Annotated in this window: 16 protein-coding genes; 8 read left to right on the plus strand and 8 right to left on the minus strand. The window is 57.1% G+C overall.

Annotation, left to right across the window (positions count from 1 at the left end):
- Positions 1–40 precede the first annotated feature (40 nt).
- Positions 41–586, plus strand: coding sequence for a carboxymuconolactone decarboxylase family protein (locus ACR0M3_RS01370; protein WP_480772674.1), 546 nt, complete (start codon positions 41–43; stop codon positions 584–586).
- On the opposite strand, the gene mnmA is transcribed toward ACR0M3_RS01370, so the two are convergent.
- On the minus strand, positions 583–1,728 hold the full coding sequence (gene mnmA / locus ACR0M3_RS01375) for a tRNA 2-thiouridine(34) synthase MnmA (RefSeq protein WP_480909353.1): 1,146 nt from the start codon (positions 1,726–1,728) through the stop codon (positions 583–585). The two genes, ACR0M3_RS01370 and mnmA, sit on opposite strands and share 4 nt — an antisense overlap.
- A 128-nt stretch (positions 1,729–1,856) precedes the next feature.
- On the opposite strand from mnmA, the gene sciP reads away from it, so the two are divergent.
- From sciP to ACR0M3_RS01400, 5 genes are all read left to right on the plus strand, one after another.
- Positions 1,857–2,150, plus strand: coding sequence for a CtrA inhibitor SciP (gene sciP, locus ACR0M3_RS01380; protein ID WP_267364743.1), 294 nt, complete (start codon positions 1,857–1,859; stop codon positions 2,148–2,150).
- 85 nt (positions 2,151–2,235) lie between these two features.
- Positions 2,236–2,952, plus strand: a complete 717-nt coding sequence (ctrA, locus tag ACR0M3_RS01385) for a response regulator transcription factor CtrA (protein WP_480485691.1) — start codon at positions 2,236–2,238, stop codon at positions 2,950–2,952.
- A 123-nt stretch (positions 2,953–3,075) separates the two neighbouring features.
- Positions 3,076–5,328 (plus strand): NAD-dependent DNA ligase LigA, encoded by a 2,253-nt coding sequence (gene ligA / locus ACR0M3_RS01390; RefSeq protein ID WP_480909355.1) that lies wholly within the window; start codon positions 3,076–3,078, stop codon positions 5,326–5,328.
- Complete coding sequence (recG, locus tag ACR0M3_RS01395) at positions 5,325–7,415, plus strand: ATP-dependent DNA helicase RecG (protein ID WP_480909357.1); 2,091 nt, start codon at positions 5,325–5,327, stop codon at positions 7,413–7,415. Before ligA ends, recG begins: the two co-directional genes overlap by 4 nt.
- Before the next feature lie 112 nt (positions 7,416–7,527).
- On the plus strand, positions 7,528–7,650 hold the full coding sequence (locus ACR0M3_RS01400) for a hypothetical protein (protein WP_267366389.1): 123 nt from the start codon (positions 7,528–7,530) through the stop codon (positions 7,648–7,650).
- A gap of 184 nt (positions 7,651–7,834) precedes the next feature.
- Here ACR0M3_RS01400 and ACR0M3_RS01405 read toward each other — a convergent pair whose 3' ends face one another.
- On the minus strand, positions 7,835–8,473 hold the full coding sequence (locus tag ACR0M3_RS01405) for a MarC family protein (protein ID WP_267366387.1): 639 nt from the start codon (positions 8,471–8,473) through the stop codon (positions 7,835–7,837).
- Positions 8,474–8,531: 58 nt separating this feature from the next.
- A complete protein-coding gene (locus ACR0M3_RS01410; RefSeq protein ID WP_267366385.1) occupies positions 8,532–8,984 on the minus strand; it encodes an iron-sulfur cluster assembly scaffold protein in 453 nt (150 codons plus the stop codon).
- Between the two features lie 48 nt (positions 8,985–9,032).
- Between ACR0M3_RS01410 and hisI the strand changes: the two genes are divergently transcribed.
- The gene (gene hisI, locus ACR0M3_RS01415; protein ID WP_480537831.1) at positions 9,033–9,422 is read left to right on the plus strand and encodes a phosphoribosyl-AMP cyclohydrolase; all 390 of its coding nucleotides are present in this window, start codon (positions 9,033–9,035) and stop codon (positions 9,420–9,422) included.
- A gap of 3 nt (positions 9,423–9,425) precedes the next feature.
- On the opposite strand, the gene gluQRS is transcribed toward hisI, so the two are convergent.
- The 4 genes from gluQRS to ACR0M3_RS01435 form a co-directional block, all read right to left on the minus strand.
- Complete coding sequence (gluQRS, locus tag ACR0M3_RS01420) at positions 9,426–10,307, minus strand: tRNA glutamyl-Q(34) synthetase GluQRS (protein ID WP_480909360.1); 882 nt, start codon at positions 10,305–10,307, stop codon at positions 9,426–9,428.
- Complete coding sequence (locus ACR0M3_RS01425; protein WP_480909363.1) at positions 10,304–10,918, minus strand: class I SAM-dependent DNA methyltransferase; 615 nt, start codon at positions 10,916–10,918, stop codon at positions 10,304–10,306. The genes gluQRS and ACR0M3_RS01425 overlap by 4 nt, the downstream gene beginning before the upstream one ends.
- Positions 10,919–10,955: 37 nt before the next feature.
- Positions 10,956–12,296, minus strand: a complete 1,341-nt coding sequence (trmFO, locus tag ACR0M3_RS01430; RefSeq protein WP_480909365.1) for a methylenetetrahydrofolate--tRNA-(uracil(54)-C(5))-methyltransferase (FADH(2)-oxidizing) TrmFO — start codon at positions 12,294–12,296, stop codon at positions 10,956–10,958.
- A gap of 255 nt (positions 12,297–12,551) precedes the next feature.
- Positions 12,552–13,337: an enoyl-CoA hydratase gene (locus ACR0M3_RS01435; protein WP_480909367.1), complete on the minus strand. Its 786-nt coding sequence runs from the start codon at positions 13,335–13,337 to the stop codon at positions 12,552–12,554.
- Positions 13,338–13,395: 58 nt separating this feature from the next.
- Between ACR0M3_RS01435 and ACR0M3_RS01440 the strand changes: the two genes are divergently transcribed.
- Entirely contained in the window at positions 13,396–13,839 is a 444-nt protein-coding gene (locus tag ACR0M3_RS01440; protein WP_480909370.1) for a PaaI family thioesterase, read from the plus strand.
- A gap of 60 nt (positions 13,840–13,899) precedes the next feature.
- Here ACR0M3_RS01440 and ACR0M3_RS01445 read toward each other — a convergent pair whose 3' ends face one another.
- Positions 13,900–14,127, minus strand: coding sequence for a DUF1127 domain-containing protein (locus ACR0M3_RS01445; RefSeq protein ID WP_480909373.1), 228 nt, complete (start codon positions 14,125–14,127; stop codon positions 13,900–13,902).
- Positions 14,128–14,197 lie beyond the last annotated feature (70 nt).

A 14,197-nucleotide genomic window follows, 5' to 3' on the forward strand; every position in this document is an offset into this window, starting at 1 on the left:
TGCGGACTTAAGATATCCTCGCTGAAAAGGAGATTTCATCATGACCCGCATCCCCCCTTTGTCAGACCCTGAGATGGCAGACGAGACACGCGCGTCACATGCGGCTTTGGGTGCTTATGGCCCGTTCGACAATTGGGCCCGGGTTGCCGCACATTGTCCACCGGTTCTGGAACATGTCGCGGGCATGTTGACGGCGTTGCGGGAACAGCAAACCTTGCCGCGTCGTGCGCTGGAACTGGCCATGGTGACGGTTTCCAAATTGAACGCCTGTGACTACTGCGTCTCGCATCATACTCCGCTGTTGACGGTTGCAGGTCTCAGCCCCGAAGGCGCGGCGCGCCTGCCAGATGTCGACAACCACCCCGAACTGGACGCGTGCGACAAGGCAGTCGTGCGATACGCCGAGGCGGTGACGACACGATCAGGCCGCATGCGCGACGCTGAGGTTTCCAACCTGCGGGACTGGTTCAGCGATGCCCAGATTGTCGAGTTAACCTGGCGCATCGCATTGTGCGGTGCATTCAACCGGTTCAACGATGCGCTTCAGATCCAGATCGAACCCGTGGTTGAACCCGTTTCAGCCTAGTATCCGCGCCAGATCCAGCCACCGCCAAAGATGCGGCTGCCTTCTGAGGCATAGAAGACGCAGGCCTGACCGGGCGAGATGCCTTCTTCGGGTGTCAGCAATTCCACCTCAGCAGCGGTGTCGGACAGCGGTCGAATAATGGCCTCGCGCGGGGGGCGGGTCGAACGGACCTTGACTGACAGGTGCCATTCTTCGCGCGATGTGAAGGGTTCATCGCCCAGCCAGTTGATCTCACGCACGGGCACGACACGCGTTGCCAGCATCTCTTTGGGGCCGACAACGACCTGTTTCTTGTCCACGTCCAGCTTGACCACATAAAGCGGTTCGCTCAGACCGCCGATGCCCAAGCCGCGCCTTTGGCCGATCGTGTAATGGATCACACCGTTATGCTGTGCCAGAACGCGGCCATCGGCATGAACAATCTCGCCCGGCTCCGCAGCACCGGGGCGCAGCTTTTCTATAACGCTGGCATAATTGCCATCGGGCACAAAGCAGATGTCCTGACTGTCGGGTTTGTCCGCCACAGACAACCCATATTGAGCCGCCATTTCGCGGGTCGCGTCTTTTGAGGGCAGGTGACCCAACGGGAAGCGCAGGAAATCAAGCTGTTCCGGCGTCGTCGAAAACAGGAAATAGGATTGGTCCCGGTTGGCATCTTCGGCGCTGTGCAGTTCCGGGCCGTTTGGCCCCATCTTGCGCTGGATATAGTGTCCGGTGGCCATACAGTCGGCCTCAAGATCCTTGGCGGTTTCCAGAAGGTCCTTGAATTTTACGCGCTCGTTGCAGCGGATGCAGGGTACGGGCGTTGCACCTGCCAGATAGCTTTCCGCAAACTCATCAATCACCGCGTCCTTGAAGATGTTTTCGTAGTCCAGAACATAGTGGGGAAACCCACGCTCTTCTGCCACGCGGCGCGCATCGTGGATATCGATCCCGGCACAGCACGCCCCTTTCTTGGCCAGAGCCGCTCCATGATCATAGAGTTGCAGTGTCACACCGACCACGTCATAGCCCTGATCGGCCAGATAGGCTGCGACAACAGAGCTATCGACGCCCCCCGACATGGCCACAACCACCCGCGTTTCCGAGGGCGGTTTGGCAAAGCCAAGCGAGTTCAGCGGGGTCTCGGTGTCGAGGGCCATTGGCGGTTCCTGTCCGGGTTAAGAAAGACCGGCAGAATATAGGAAAATTCTACACACTCTCAAGAGGCGGTTTCATACGACCTTAAGTAGGCTGGCGTCAGCTTTGATGCAGCAAAAAGGGTAAAGCGATGTATTTGCACAAAGTGGAAGGGCCAAGGTCTGTTTCTCTGCCGGACGGGTCCATACTGACGCGCGCCGATCTGCCGCCAACAAGCACAAGGCGGTGGGTGGCCTCACGCAAGATTCTGGTCGTGCGTGGGGTGCTTTACGGGCTGATCAGCCTGTCTGAGGCAAAACAGAAATACGGCATAAGTGACGAAGAGTTCAACGGCTGGGTTTCCCTAGTCGCGGAACACGGTGTCGAGGCTTTGAAAGCCACGGCCTTAAAAAAGTATCGACAACCTAAAGGAGAGCGAGAATAAATGATTCAACGGTAACGTCAGATTAACCATTCTTGGTCAGGTTTGATTTTAATTGGAATTATTGACCCGAATTGGAGCAGTGAAAATGCGTATACTTCTTGTCGAGGATGATCCGACCACGTCTAAAAGCATCGAACTGATGCTGACGCATGCGAACCTAAACGTTTATGCAACGGATCTTGGCGAAGAAGGTATCGATCTGGCAAAGCTCTACGATTACGACCTGATCTTGCTGGACCTGAACCTGCCGGACATGAACGGGCATGAAGTGTTGCGCCAGTTGCGGATTTCCCGGGTGGAAACACCGATCCTGATCCTTTCGGGCGCAGATGATACGGACAGCAAGATCAAAGGTTTCGGGTTTGGCGCGGATGACTATCTGACCAAACCCTTCCACCGCGAAGAACTGGTGGCCCGCATTCATGCCATCATCCGCCGGTCGAAAGGGCATTCGCAGTCCATCATCCACACAGGTCGCGTGGCCGTAAATCTGGACGCCAAGACCGTTGAGGTGGACGGAAAAACCGTGCACCTGACAGGAAAAGAGTACCAGATGCTGGAATTGCTCAGCTTGCGTAAGGGTACGACTCTGACCAAGGAAATGTTTCTGAATCACTTATACGGCGGCATGGATGAACCTGAGCTGAAGATCATCGACGTCTTCATCTGCAAACTGCGCAAAAAGCTCAGCAATGCAACCGGTGGTGAGAATTATATCGAAACCGTTTGGGGGCGGGGCTACGTGTTGCGCGACCCGCAAAGCAACACTCTGGACGAGACGCGAATGGCGGTCGGCCTCTGATTTGAACCGTTTGTGTCGCTGGTAGTCCAGGGCGGCACGTTGCACTCACGGCTCAGCACATCTGGACCTGGCCATGACCTCGCCCTATCACTGAGGTCCAAGAACGCGTGACAGGGCGAGGCCATGAGCAATTCCATTCCCATATCAGACCTGACGGATGATGAGGCGCGTGCCGAACTGGCGCGGTTGGCGGACATCCTGTCGCGAGCCAACACTCTGTATCACGCAGAAGATGCGCCCGAGTTGTCGGATGCGGATTATGATGCCCTCAAACGCAGAAACGCCGAGATCGAGGCGCGTTTCCCCCACTTGAAACGTGCTGACAGCCCAACAGAGCAAGTCGGTGCCAAACCGGCGGACGGGTTTTCGAAAGTTACTCATGCCGTCCGAATGATGTCACTGGGCAACGCGTTCGACGATGGGGACATTGCCGATTTCGACACCTCGATTCGCAAATATCTGGGCCTTGATGCAGGCGCGCCGCTGGCTTTCACAGCCGAACCCAAGATTGACGGCCTGTCTTTGTCCTTGCGCTATGAGAGCGGACAGCTGGTTCAGGCCGCAACGCGGGGCGACGGTGAAGTTGGCGAGAACGTGACGGCCAACGCGTGCACCGTCTCTGATATTCCACAGCAGATTGAAAACGCGCCCGAAATTCTTGAGGTCCGGGGCGAGATTTACATGTCTCACTCTGATTTCGAAGCGTTGAATAAGCGGCAGGCTGAACGGGGGGGCAAGTCCTTTGCCAACCCGCGCAATGCGGCGGCAGGGTCACTGCGTCAGCTGGATTCGGAGATTACCCGATCGCGCCCGTTGCGCTTCTTCGCCTATGCCTGGGGTGAACTGTCAGAACCTTTGGCGGATACCCAGATGGGAGCGATTGAGCGTCTTGCGGCCCTTGGGTTCCCCACGAATCCCTTGACCCGGCTATGTACCACGACTGAGGACATGATCGCTCATTACCGGGATATCGAAGCGCAGCGTGCGACCTTGGGGTATGACATCGATGGGGTTGTCTACAAGGTAAACGATCTGTCGTTGCAGGCGCGTCTGGGTTTCCGCTCAACGACGCCAAGATGGGCAATCGCACATAAATTCCCAGCCGAACTGGCCTGGACCAGATTGGAGGCGATCGACATTCAGGTTGGTCGAACAGGGGCGCTCAGCCCCGTGGCACGGTTGCATCCTGTAACGGTTGGCGGGGTGGTCGTCTCCAATGCCACTTTGCACAACGAGGATTACATCGCCGGGCGCGACGCCAAAGGCGGCACGATCCGTGATGGAAAAGATGTCCGAGTGGGCGATTGGGTTCAGGTCTATCGCGCGGGCGACGTGATCCCCAAACTGTCGGATGTCGACTTGTCCAAACGCCCCGCCGATGCACGCCCCTTTGCCTTTCCGACACATTGCCCCGAATGCGGAAGCGATGCGATCCGTGAAGAGGGCGACGCGGTTCGACGGTGCACCGGCGGCCTGATCTGTCCTGCGCAGGCCGTTGAAAAGCTGAAACATTTCGTGTCGCGCAAAGCTTTTGATATAGAAGGGCTGGGTGCAAAACAGATTGAAATGTTCTATGGTGATCCAACCCTTCCGATCAATGCGCCAGCTGATATCTTCACGCTGGAACAGCGGGACTCAGCTAGTCTGACGCGGTTGAAAAACCGGGACGGGTGGGGCGAAACATCCGCCAGGAACCTGTTCGAAGCCATTGATGAAAAACGGAAGATTCCCTTTGCGCGCTTGTTGTTCGCACTGGGCATTCGACATGTTGGTGAAGTGGGCGCGCGTGATCTGGCACTTTTTTACCGCGACTGGGATGCAATGGCGCTCGCGTTGGACACTGCACGCCCGGCTGCGCTGGCCCAAAGGCGGGCGGATGAGGCGGAAGATGCCGAGCGTGCGGCGGCCCAGCTTGAAGGGCGTCGCGCGCGCGTGAAAGAAGTGCGGGACGCAGCCATCGCGGATGCCAATGTCGGTGCAGATGCCAATGCCGCCTGGACAGAGCTGATCGGCATCGACGGTATTGGCGCAACGCTTGGCCTTTCGCTGTCGGACGCATTTGCCAATGAAGAGGAACGACGGGCTTTCGACACGCTGCGCAGCGAATTGACGGTTATCGCCCCCGACGCGCCAGCCTCGGACAGTCCGGTCGCGGGTAAAACCGTAGTGTTCACCGGAACGCTGGAAAAGATGACCCGCGCCGAGGCGAAAGCGCGGGCCGAGGCGTTGGGCGCGAAGGTTTCCGGATCTGTCAGCAAGAAAACCGATATTCTGGTTGCGGGTCCCGGGGCCGGGTCAAAGGCGAAGAAGGCAGCGGAACTTGGGATCGAAACTTTGGACGAGGATGGCTGGCTTCAGCTGATAGAAGGCGCATGAGCGGACGGCCCGAACAGCTTTTCCCGCTATTTGCGGGGCTGGAAACGTTGGATGGCGTCGGCCCCAAGACCGCACAAGCCATGGCACAGACCGGGGCGGAATCCCCGCGCGATGTTCTGTTCAGCCTGCCTTATGCCGTGGTGGATCGGCGCAGGCGGGATACAATTCAGGGGGTGGACCTGCCGGCCACTCTGACTGTCGAAGTGACAGTTGGCCTGCACAGGCCACCCCGCAACAAGGGGGGGGCCTACCGCGTTCATGTCGAAGACAGTCAGGCCGATTTCCAGCTGGTCTTTTTCCACGCACGTGGTGAGTATCTGAAGAAAGTGTTGCCGCAAGGATCACGCCGCGTGGTTTCCGGCAAGTTGGAACTGTTCGACGGTATGGCGCAGATGGTGCACCCAGACCACATGCTGCCCGTTGAACAGGCCGGAGATATCCCGGAATTCGAACCGGTTTACCACCTGACGCAAGGGCTGACGCAGAAAACAGCGTTCAAGGCCAGCCGCAGCGCATTGGCACGCGCACCCAAGCTAGAGGAATGGATCGATCCGGCGCAGGTGTCACAGCAAAACTGGCCGAGCTGGTCGGCGGCCGTTCACGCCGGTCACAATCCGCGCGGCGCGGATGATGTAGCGCCGTTTGCCCCTGCGCGTCAGAGGTTGGCGTATGACGAGTTGTTTGCGCATCAGCTGACGCTCGCTCTGGCCCGGCAACGAGAGCGCAAGTCGCGGGGAATCGTCAGCGTGGGAACCGGGGTACTGCAATCGAAAGTGCTGGCAAGCCTTCCATATCGCCCGACCGGCGCACAAACGCGCGCCATTGATGAGATTTCGGCTGATATGGCATCTGACGCCCGAATGAACCGGCTGTTACAGGGCGACGTCGGCGCCGGTAAGACGCTGGTGGCCTTCATGGCCCTTCTGATCGTGGTTGAGGCAGGCGGGCAGGGCGTGATGATGGCCCCGACCGAAATTCTGGCGCGCCAGCATCTGGAAGGATTGCGCCCCCTGGCGGAGCAAGCCGGAGTGGTTCTGGAACTGCTCACCGGGCGTGACAAGGGCGCGGAGCGGCGTGCCAAGCTTGAGGCGCTTAAACAAGGCGATATTCACATACTGGTTGGCACACATGCAGTGTTTCAAAGCGATGTTGAATTCCAGGCGCTGAGATTGGCCATCGTCGACGAACAGCACCGGTTTGGCGTGCGGCAGAGGATGGAGTTGTCGGAAAAAGGCAAGGGGGCAGATGTTCTGGTAATGACTGCCACCCCCATCCCGCGCAGTCTGGCGCTGGCGCAATACGGCGACATGGATGTTTCGGTGCTGGATGAAAAGCCTCCGGGGCGAAAACCGATCAAAACGGCGATTGTCAACACACAGCGCATGGACGAAGTCATGGCCCACCTGCGGCGTGCGATTGATGAGGGGCGACAGTGTTACTGGGTGTGCCCTCTGGTCGACGAATCCGAAGTTTCGGACCTGACAGCGGCCGAGGAACGCTTCAAACGCCTGCGGGCCATTTTGGGCGAGGGTGTTGTGGGGCTGGTTCATGGTCAGATGCCACCTGCCGACAAAGACGCCGCGATGAGCGCATTTCAGAACGGGAAAACAAAGGTCCTTGTTGCCACGACGGTGATCGAGGTCGGCGTGAACGTACCCAACGCAACGATCATGGTCATTGAACGGGCCGAGATCTTTGGGCTGGCGCAATTGCACCAGTTGCGGGGGCGCGTCGGGCGCGGGGATGCGGAATCCACCTGTTTGCTGATGTATCAACCACCGCTCAGCGAGGGAGGGCGCAAGCGGCTGGAGGTTCTGCGCGAGACAGAGGATGGCTTCCGAATCTCGGAAACTGACCTTGAGATGCGAGGCGCGGGCGATCTGATCGGAACTGCGCAATCCGGGTTGCCAAAATTCCATATCGCGGATCTGGAACGTCAGGCAGGATTGATGGCCGTCGCCCAATCCGATGCGCGGGCGCTGCTAACGACCGATCCCAAACTGACTTCGGACAGGGGAAGGGCCGCACGTGTACTTTTGTGGCTGATGAAACAGGATCAGGCGATCCGTTTGATTTCAGTGGGTTAGCGGTAACGCTCCCTAAAGTTCACAAATGTTCTCAAAAAGTTCTTTACCTGTGCTTGGAAATATGAGAACAAAAGGTCAACAAAGGATTAAAACTCTGACCGGAGGTGACCCTATGCTGACCCAGATCAAGACCGCTTTCAGCCGCGCGCAATCGACCATCCTGCAGGATGCCGTTGGCGTGTTGTCTTTGGTCGTGATGCTGATGGTGGCCCTTCACCTGCCGGTTGGTTTCTAAGCCTTTCTGCCTGCGATCTCGTGCCGAAAAATCCGCGCTGTCATCCCCATTTCAGTCAAGGGTGACCTGCCTGTCCCAAACCCCTTGAGGGGCCATGCCTCGGCCCCGCGCGGTACACCGGACCCCACACGAGACACGCAATACCTGCCGCCGCCCTTTCGCCCGGAAAGCGCGGCGGCTTTTTTTACAATTGGCCGGTTTTGAAGATCTCCAACAGCGCGGACAGGACTGAGTTGGCAGCAACCGAGGCTAAAATCATCCCCATGACACGGCTGATGATTGCCGCGCCTGAATGACCGATCAGCCGAATGATGGGCTCGGCCAAAAGCATCAGTACAAACGCAACCAGCAATACGGAAAGCATGACAAGCGCTGTGATACCCTGATCCGCGATGCTGTAACGGTGGTTGTCAGTTAGGATAACAATTGCCAGCATTGCGCCGGGGGATGCCAGTGAAGGCACGGCAAGCGGGAAAATCGCCGGGTTCTGCTGGTGATACGCGTCTTCACGATCTTCTTCGGCTTGCCGTTGTTCGATCTCTTGTTTGCTTTCACCAAAGATCATCGTCAGGGCAAACAGAAACAGAATAATGCCGCCAGCGACCTGAAACGAATTCAACCCGATATCCAGCGCTTCGATCAGCACCTGACCAAATACAAGGAAGAACAGCAATACGGCAGCACTTATCACGGCTGCTAACATCGCTGTCCGCCGCCTGCCTGCCGCGTCCAATCCGGCAGTAACTGCAATGAAAACGGGAATTGTTCCAATCGGGTCGATAACGACCCAAAGCGTAACGAAATGCTCGAGCAAATTATTCAAACCCATCCCTCCTGAAATCTGGGCAGAGGGTAAACGGGTTTACACCAAATAGCTATAATCAGGCGCAGTTTGCCTGTTCAGCCTGCGCCATGGCCTCAGCCGTGGCATCCAGAACCAGCAGGATCGACGCGTGGCGGTTTTTATAATCCCGTGCGGGCATAAGCACCTCAAGCCCATCAAACGGCGCATCAGGTGCAGGGCCGCCAGTCTTGAGCATGGCCGCCAACTGATCGCGCGCAGCTTCGACCTGCGCCCGCGACGCGCCAATTATCGCTTCCCCAACGACCGAGGCGGACGCTTGCCCCAAAGCGCAGGCTTTGACGTCCTGACCAAAGGCACTGATCTGACCATCGCGAACCTTGATGTCCACAGTTACAGTCGATCCGCATAAAGGTGAGCGTTTCTTGACGGTTGCATCGGGATCTTCCAGTCGCTCAAGATGCGGAATATCCGCAGCCAGCGCCAGAATGCGCCCAGAGTACAGCTTAATCAGGTCGTTCTCGCCGCTCATGGCTTTCCCTCGTCGTGTGTTACCCATACATAGTGGCGAGCCCACCGGATGCAAAAGGTTTTTGAGATGTCTGACCCAGTCGTGTTTGATCCCTCTACTTTGAGATTTAATGAGGCGGGTCTGATCCCGGCGATTGCGCAGGATGAAACATCAGGCGAGGTTCTGATGATGGCCTGGATGAATGTACAGGCGGTTGAAAAGACCCTCGAAACCGGGCGGGTGACCTATTGGTCACGCTCGCGGCAGGCTTTCTGGATCAAGGGCGAAACCTCGGGCCATGTGCAGGAATTGGTGGATTTCCGGATCGATTGCGACCGGGACTGTCTACTGGTTCTCGTCCGTCAAACCGGAGCAGCCTGTCATACCAACCGACGAACCTGTTTTTTTACCGCCGTTCGGGATGGGGACGAAACTGAACTGATGGCGCCAATGGAATAGGGGTCAAAGCCCAACCATTCGGCGTATGTCATCTGGGCTGGCCCCTTCGGCCCGGTACTTTGCAATTGCGCGGGCATCGTCACGTTTGGCCAGCCGTTTGCCTGCATCATCGCGGATCAGATCATGATGGAAATACTCGGGTGTCGGTAGGTTCAACAACGCCTGCAAAAGAACGTGGATGCGGGTTGCTTCGAACAAGTCCCGCCCTCGAACCACCTGTGTTACGCCCTGAGCAGCATCGTCAAGCACAACGGACAAGTGATACGACGTCCCCATGTCGCGGCGGGACAGAACTACATCACCTATGGTGGTAACCACCTCATCAGGCGTGAAAGTGATAATGCCGGTTTCGCCGCCCGGACCCGATCCCAGCTCAAGAAATTGGTACCTGTCCGGGTTGCGGACCGCCTGACACGCCTTGACCACATCCAATCGCAAGGGGTCCTGAGTTGGACGAGGAAGGTTCGATAAATCTTTGCCAGCAAACCTTTTTCGACAGGTCCCGGGATAAACAAGCCCGTCGGGTCCAAGCATGGGTGCGCCTTCCTGCGGCGCACTGGCTGCTGCTGCGATATCTTTGCGATTACACGTGCACGGATACAAAAGCCCCTGCGCCCACAGTTGATCCAGCGCCTTATGGTAAACGTCCATACGATCCGATTGGCGCATTACGGGTTCTGGCCATGTCAGCCCCATCCATCTGAGGTCGCTGTATATCTGATCCTCCCATAGCTGTCGTGAGCGGGATCGATCGATATCCTCAATTCGAAGCAAGAACCGGCCGCTTTCAGATGCGGCCCTATCGCTGGCAACCAACGCAGAATACGCGTGCCCGAGATGAAGGGGGCCTGTTGGGGATGGCGCAAAGCGCGTTACAAGAGTCACGCTTTTTCTAATACATACACGTCAGAGTTAAGGTTGATCCCAGGCAGGTGGGGACCGTGTTCACGAAATAACAAACGTGCTGCCCCCATGTCGACCCAATCCGTCAGACGGCAGGTGAATTTATGGTCCGCCAACGCATGATCGTTCAGCGAAAAGCCAAGCAAACCACCCTTGGGCAGTGCGTGCATCAGCACATCCAGTGTCTCGGGCGGGGCAGCACCTTTTCCGATCACTCCTATGGCTGTGATCATCGTGTATTCCCCACGCTTCAACGGCGCGGGCTTGGCGATATCGAATCCGGTCAATGTTCGGTAAACGCCTTTGCTGGCGGCTTCCTGAAGCATGTTCTCTGTTGGGTCCATCCCATCGATGACCTCAAAGCCAACAGCGCGCAGGGCAAGCCCTGACAACCCGGTGCCGCAGCCGTAATCCAGAATGGGTGTCTGAGGCTTCGGTGCGAAAGACCACAAAGCCGCTGCTACACGGCCCGGCGTGGCGTAACCGTGTTCACCAACTTCCTTTTCATAGGTTGCAGCCCAGTTCTGATAGTGCGCTTCAGTCGCTTCAGGCGTGCCGAGATTGTATGTGCTGTTCAGAAACGTGTCGTTCATTCCAGCATGCTAGGCTGAGACCGCATTACGCGTCCAGTCAGCAATGCTCCAACCAGGTACTCCATTCGGCTTTGGCCCGGTCGGTATAGGCCTTGTACCTGTCTTTACGACCCCGACGACCGCCTTTCAGACCATCCACGGGGCGAAACAGGCCGAAATTCACGTTCATCGGCTGAAAGGTCCTAGCCTCGGCACCGCCCGTTATGTGGTGAATCAAAGCACCCATTGCGCTGTCTTGCGGTACGGTTGGCAGGTCACGCCCCAAAATCTGAGCGGCGGCAAGCCGACCGGCCAGCAATCCCATCGCGGCGCTTTCTACATAGCCTTCGACACCCGTGATCTGTCCGGCAAAGCGGATGTTGGGTTTGGATTTCAACCGCATTTGCGAATCCAAAAGCGTGGGAGAGTTGATGAACGTGTTGCGGTGGATGCCACCCAACCGGGCAAAGCTGGCATTATCCAAGCCCGGGATCATACGGAACACTTCGGTCTGGGCACCATATTTCATCTTGGTCTGAAAACCCACGATGTTGAACAAGGTGCCCAAAGCGTTATCACGGCGCAGCTGCACCACCGCATGAGGTTTCACGTCGGGCTCATGCGGGTTGGTCAGCCCGACCGGTTTCATCGGACCATGGCGCAGCGTTTCGCGACCGCGTTCGGCCATAACCTCGATGGGTAGACAGCCGTCGAAGTAACCTGCTGTCTCTCCTTCGTGAAATACGGTTTTATCTGCTGCCAGAAGCGCGTCTATGAAGGCTTCGTACTGGTCCCGGTCCATCGGACAGTTCAGATAGGCTGTGCGTTCTTCTTCAGTCTCGCCCTTGTCGTAGCGTGATTGCATCCACGCTTTGCTCATGTCGATGCTCTCGGCATAGACGATCGGTGCGATGGCGTCGAAAAAGGCAAGTGCGTCAGACCCTGTCTCGGCCTGGATGGACTGACCCAGCGTGGGTGACGTCAGGGGACCGGTCGCAAAGATCCACTGGCCTTCGTCGGGCAGGGTCGTCACTTCTTCGTCGGTTACCGTCACACGCGGGTGGGTGCGAAGTTTTGCGGTCACACTTTCTGCAAACGGGTCACGGTCCACAGCCAGCGCGCCACCGGCTGGCAGGCGGTGTTCATCGGCTGTTGTCATGATCAACCCATTGGCGGCACGCATTTCCCAATGCAGTAGACCCACTGCGTTCTGCTCATCATCATCCGAGCGGAACGAGTTCGAGCACACCATTTCCGCCAGATTGCCGGTCTGATGTGCAAAGGTGCCGATGGTCGGACGCATTTCGTGGATCACAACATCCACGCCCATTTCAGCAGCTTGCCAGGCCGCCTCTGACCCGGCCATGCCGCCGCCTACAATATGCAAAACTTGTGTCATGCGATGCCACATAGGGCAGACCACAATCGGGCGCAACTGAGGCAAAGCGGTTTCACGAATTTTATAGAAGGGGTCTTGGGGTCGCCGCTGCGGGATTGTCAGCGCTGGTGAGAGAGACCAGCTGGAGGGACCTTCCGCCCACGGCGACCCAAAAGTGTCCTGAGGCCTTGGCCTCGACCCAGCTTTGCCACAGTGTCGCCCTTTTGGAAAGTGCAAAATTCAAAACAGTGGCGAAAAATGTGCAAAACAATTGCATTATTGGGACCAATTTGGGGGACGTTTTTCGATAAAGGCTGAAATGCCTTCTTCTGTATCCCGGTACAGCATGTTCTGCGCCATTACGTCACCGGCATAGGCATAAGCCTGATCCAGCGGCATAAGAAGCTGTTGATAAAACGCCTCTTTACCGATTTTGACAGCGGATCCCAGCTTGGAAGCAACCAGTTCTGCCAGCGCATTGGCTTCGTGTTCAAGACGCGTCTCGGGGACAACGCGGTTGACCAAACCCAAATTAGCCGCACGTTCGGCTGATATGAATTCACCAGTCGTCAGCATTTCAAATGCCTGCTTTCTGGGGATATTGCGGCTGAGGGCCACCATTGGTGTCGAGCAGAACAAACCGATATTGACGCCGTTCACCCCAAACCTTGTGCCTTCCGCGGCGACGGCCATGTCACAGGTGGCTACCAGCTGACACCCGGCGGCGGTTGCAATGCCGTGGACCTGTGCGATGACGGGCTGGGGTAGGGACTGGATCGACATCATCACTTTCGCGCAGCGCGAAAACAGGTCATTGAAATAAGCTTTGCCACCATCTTCGGACTGGCGTCCGGCCGTCATCTGTTTCAGGTCGTGCCCGGCGCAAAAAACCTTACCCTGACCCGCCAGGATCACAGCCCGGATCGACGTGTCTTCACGCAACGTGTCCAGTTCAGCCTGAAGTGCCGACAGCATCTCGTCACTCAGCGCGTTCAGCCGCTCTGGGGCGTTCATTGTAAGCCGCGCAACAGCGCCGGTGTCGTTACGTTCCAGAATTGCCATCTTGCCCTCCGATCCCATGTTGGGCCAACTCTAGGTCGGTATGAGCAGGAGGGAAAGCATGGCTTTGGCAATGAACCGGGACGAACTGTCACAATACCTAAAGGAGGTTTTCCCGCAGGTGCATAAAGACTTTGTCGTCGAGGACCTGACCGAAGATACAATCACCATGCGCCTTGTTGTGAAGGATCAGCATCTGCGGCCGGGGGGTACGGTTTCGGGACCATCCATGTTCGGGCTGGCTGATGTTTGTGTATACGCGATAGTTCTGGCGCGAAAAGGGCGTCAATCCCTGGCGGTCACAACAAACAGTTCCCTGGATTTTCTACGCAAACCAGAAGGCAAAACGGACATGATTGCTATATGTCGCCTGCTGAAACTGGGCCGGACTTTGGCCGTCGGTGACGTACTTATGTATTCCGATGGCGCGGAAGACCCTGTTGCCAGAGCGACGATGACCTATTCCCTGCCACCTGCAGGGTCCGCGGCCGCGAAATTCGGATAAAAAAGACCGGGGACAAGCCCCGGCCCAGGAAGAGGTCCCAATAATGGGACTGGGGATCAGTTAAATCTGCCAAAAATGGCGCTTTACCTCGCGGCGCACATCATGGCGTGTCAGACCGACGTCTTTCAGCAAGCGGTCATCCAGATAACTAAGATTGACGCGGCTACGGCGACGACGCTCCCATTGAGTGACCGCTGCCGCAAACCGCACGGCCAGTGCAGCGGCCAGAGGCAGCCGGGGGCTGTCGGTCAGCAGCAGAAGGGCGGGGGTGTGCATTGTGCGTGTCATCTCGGAATTCCTTTCAATTGTATTGACACAAATTAGCTGTACTTGGTACACGTGACTGATACATTCGAAA

The organism is Ruegeria sp. O5 (genome assembly GCF_056535105.1).

Coding starts and splice junctions, on each gene's coding strand:
- ACR0M3_RS01370 (WP_480772674.1), top strand. CDS start 41: ATGACCCGCATCCCCCCTTTGTCAGACCCTGAGATGGCAGACGAGACA.
- mnmA (WP_480909353.1), bottom strand. CDS start 1,728: ATGGCCCTCGACACCGAGACCCCGCTGAACTCGCTTGGCTTTGCCAAA.
- sciP (WP_267364743.1), top strand. CDS start 1,857: ATGTATTTGCACAAAGTGGAAGGGCCAAGGTCTGTTTCTCTGCCGGAC.
- ctrA (WP_480485691.1), top strand. CDS start 2,236: ATGCGTATACTTCTTGTCGAGGATGATCCGACCACGTCTAAAAGCATC.
- ligA (WP_480909355.1), top strand. CDS start 3,076: ATGAGCAATTCCATTCCCATATCAGACCTGACGGATGATGAGGCGCGT.
- recG (WP_480909357.1), top strand. CDS start 5,325: ATGAGCGGACGGCCCGAACAGCTTTTCCCGCTATTTGCGGGGCTGGAA.
- ACR0M3_RS01400 (WP_267366389.1), top strand. CDS start 7,528: ATGCTGACCCAGATCAAGACCGCTTTCAGCCGCGCGCAATCGACCATC.
- ACR0M3_RS01410 (WP_267366385.1), bottom strand. CDS start 8,984: ATGAGCGGCGAGAACGACCTGATTAAGCTGTACTCTGGGCGCATTCTG.
- hisI (WP_480537831.1), top strand. CDS start 9,033: ATGCAAAAGGTTTTTGAGATGTCTGACCCAGTCGTGTTTGATCCCTCT.
- ACR0M3_RS01425 (WP_480909363.1), bottom strand. CDS start 10,918: ATGAACGACACGTTTCTGAACAGCACATACAATCTCGGCACGCCTGAA.
- trmFO (WP_480909365.1), bottom strand. CDS start 12,296: ATGACACAAGTTTTGCATATTGTAGGCGGCGGCATGGCCGGGTCAGAG.
- ACR0M3_RS01435 (WP_480909367.1), bottom strand. CDS start 13,337: ATGGCAATTCTGGAACGTAACGACACCGGCGCTGTTGCGCGGCTTACA.
- ACR0M3_RS01440 (WP_480909370.1), top strand. CDS start 13,396: ATGGCTTTGGCAATGAACCGGGACGAACTGTCACAATACCTAAAGGAG.
- ACR0M3_RS01445 (WP_480909373.1), bottom strand. CDS start 14,127: ATGACACGCACAATGCACACCCCCGCCCTTCTGCTGCTGACCGACAGC.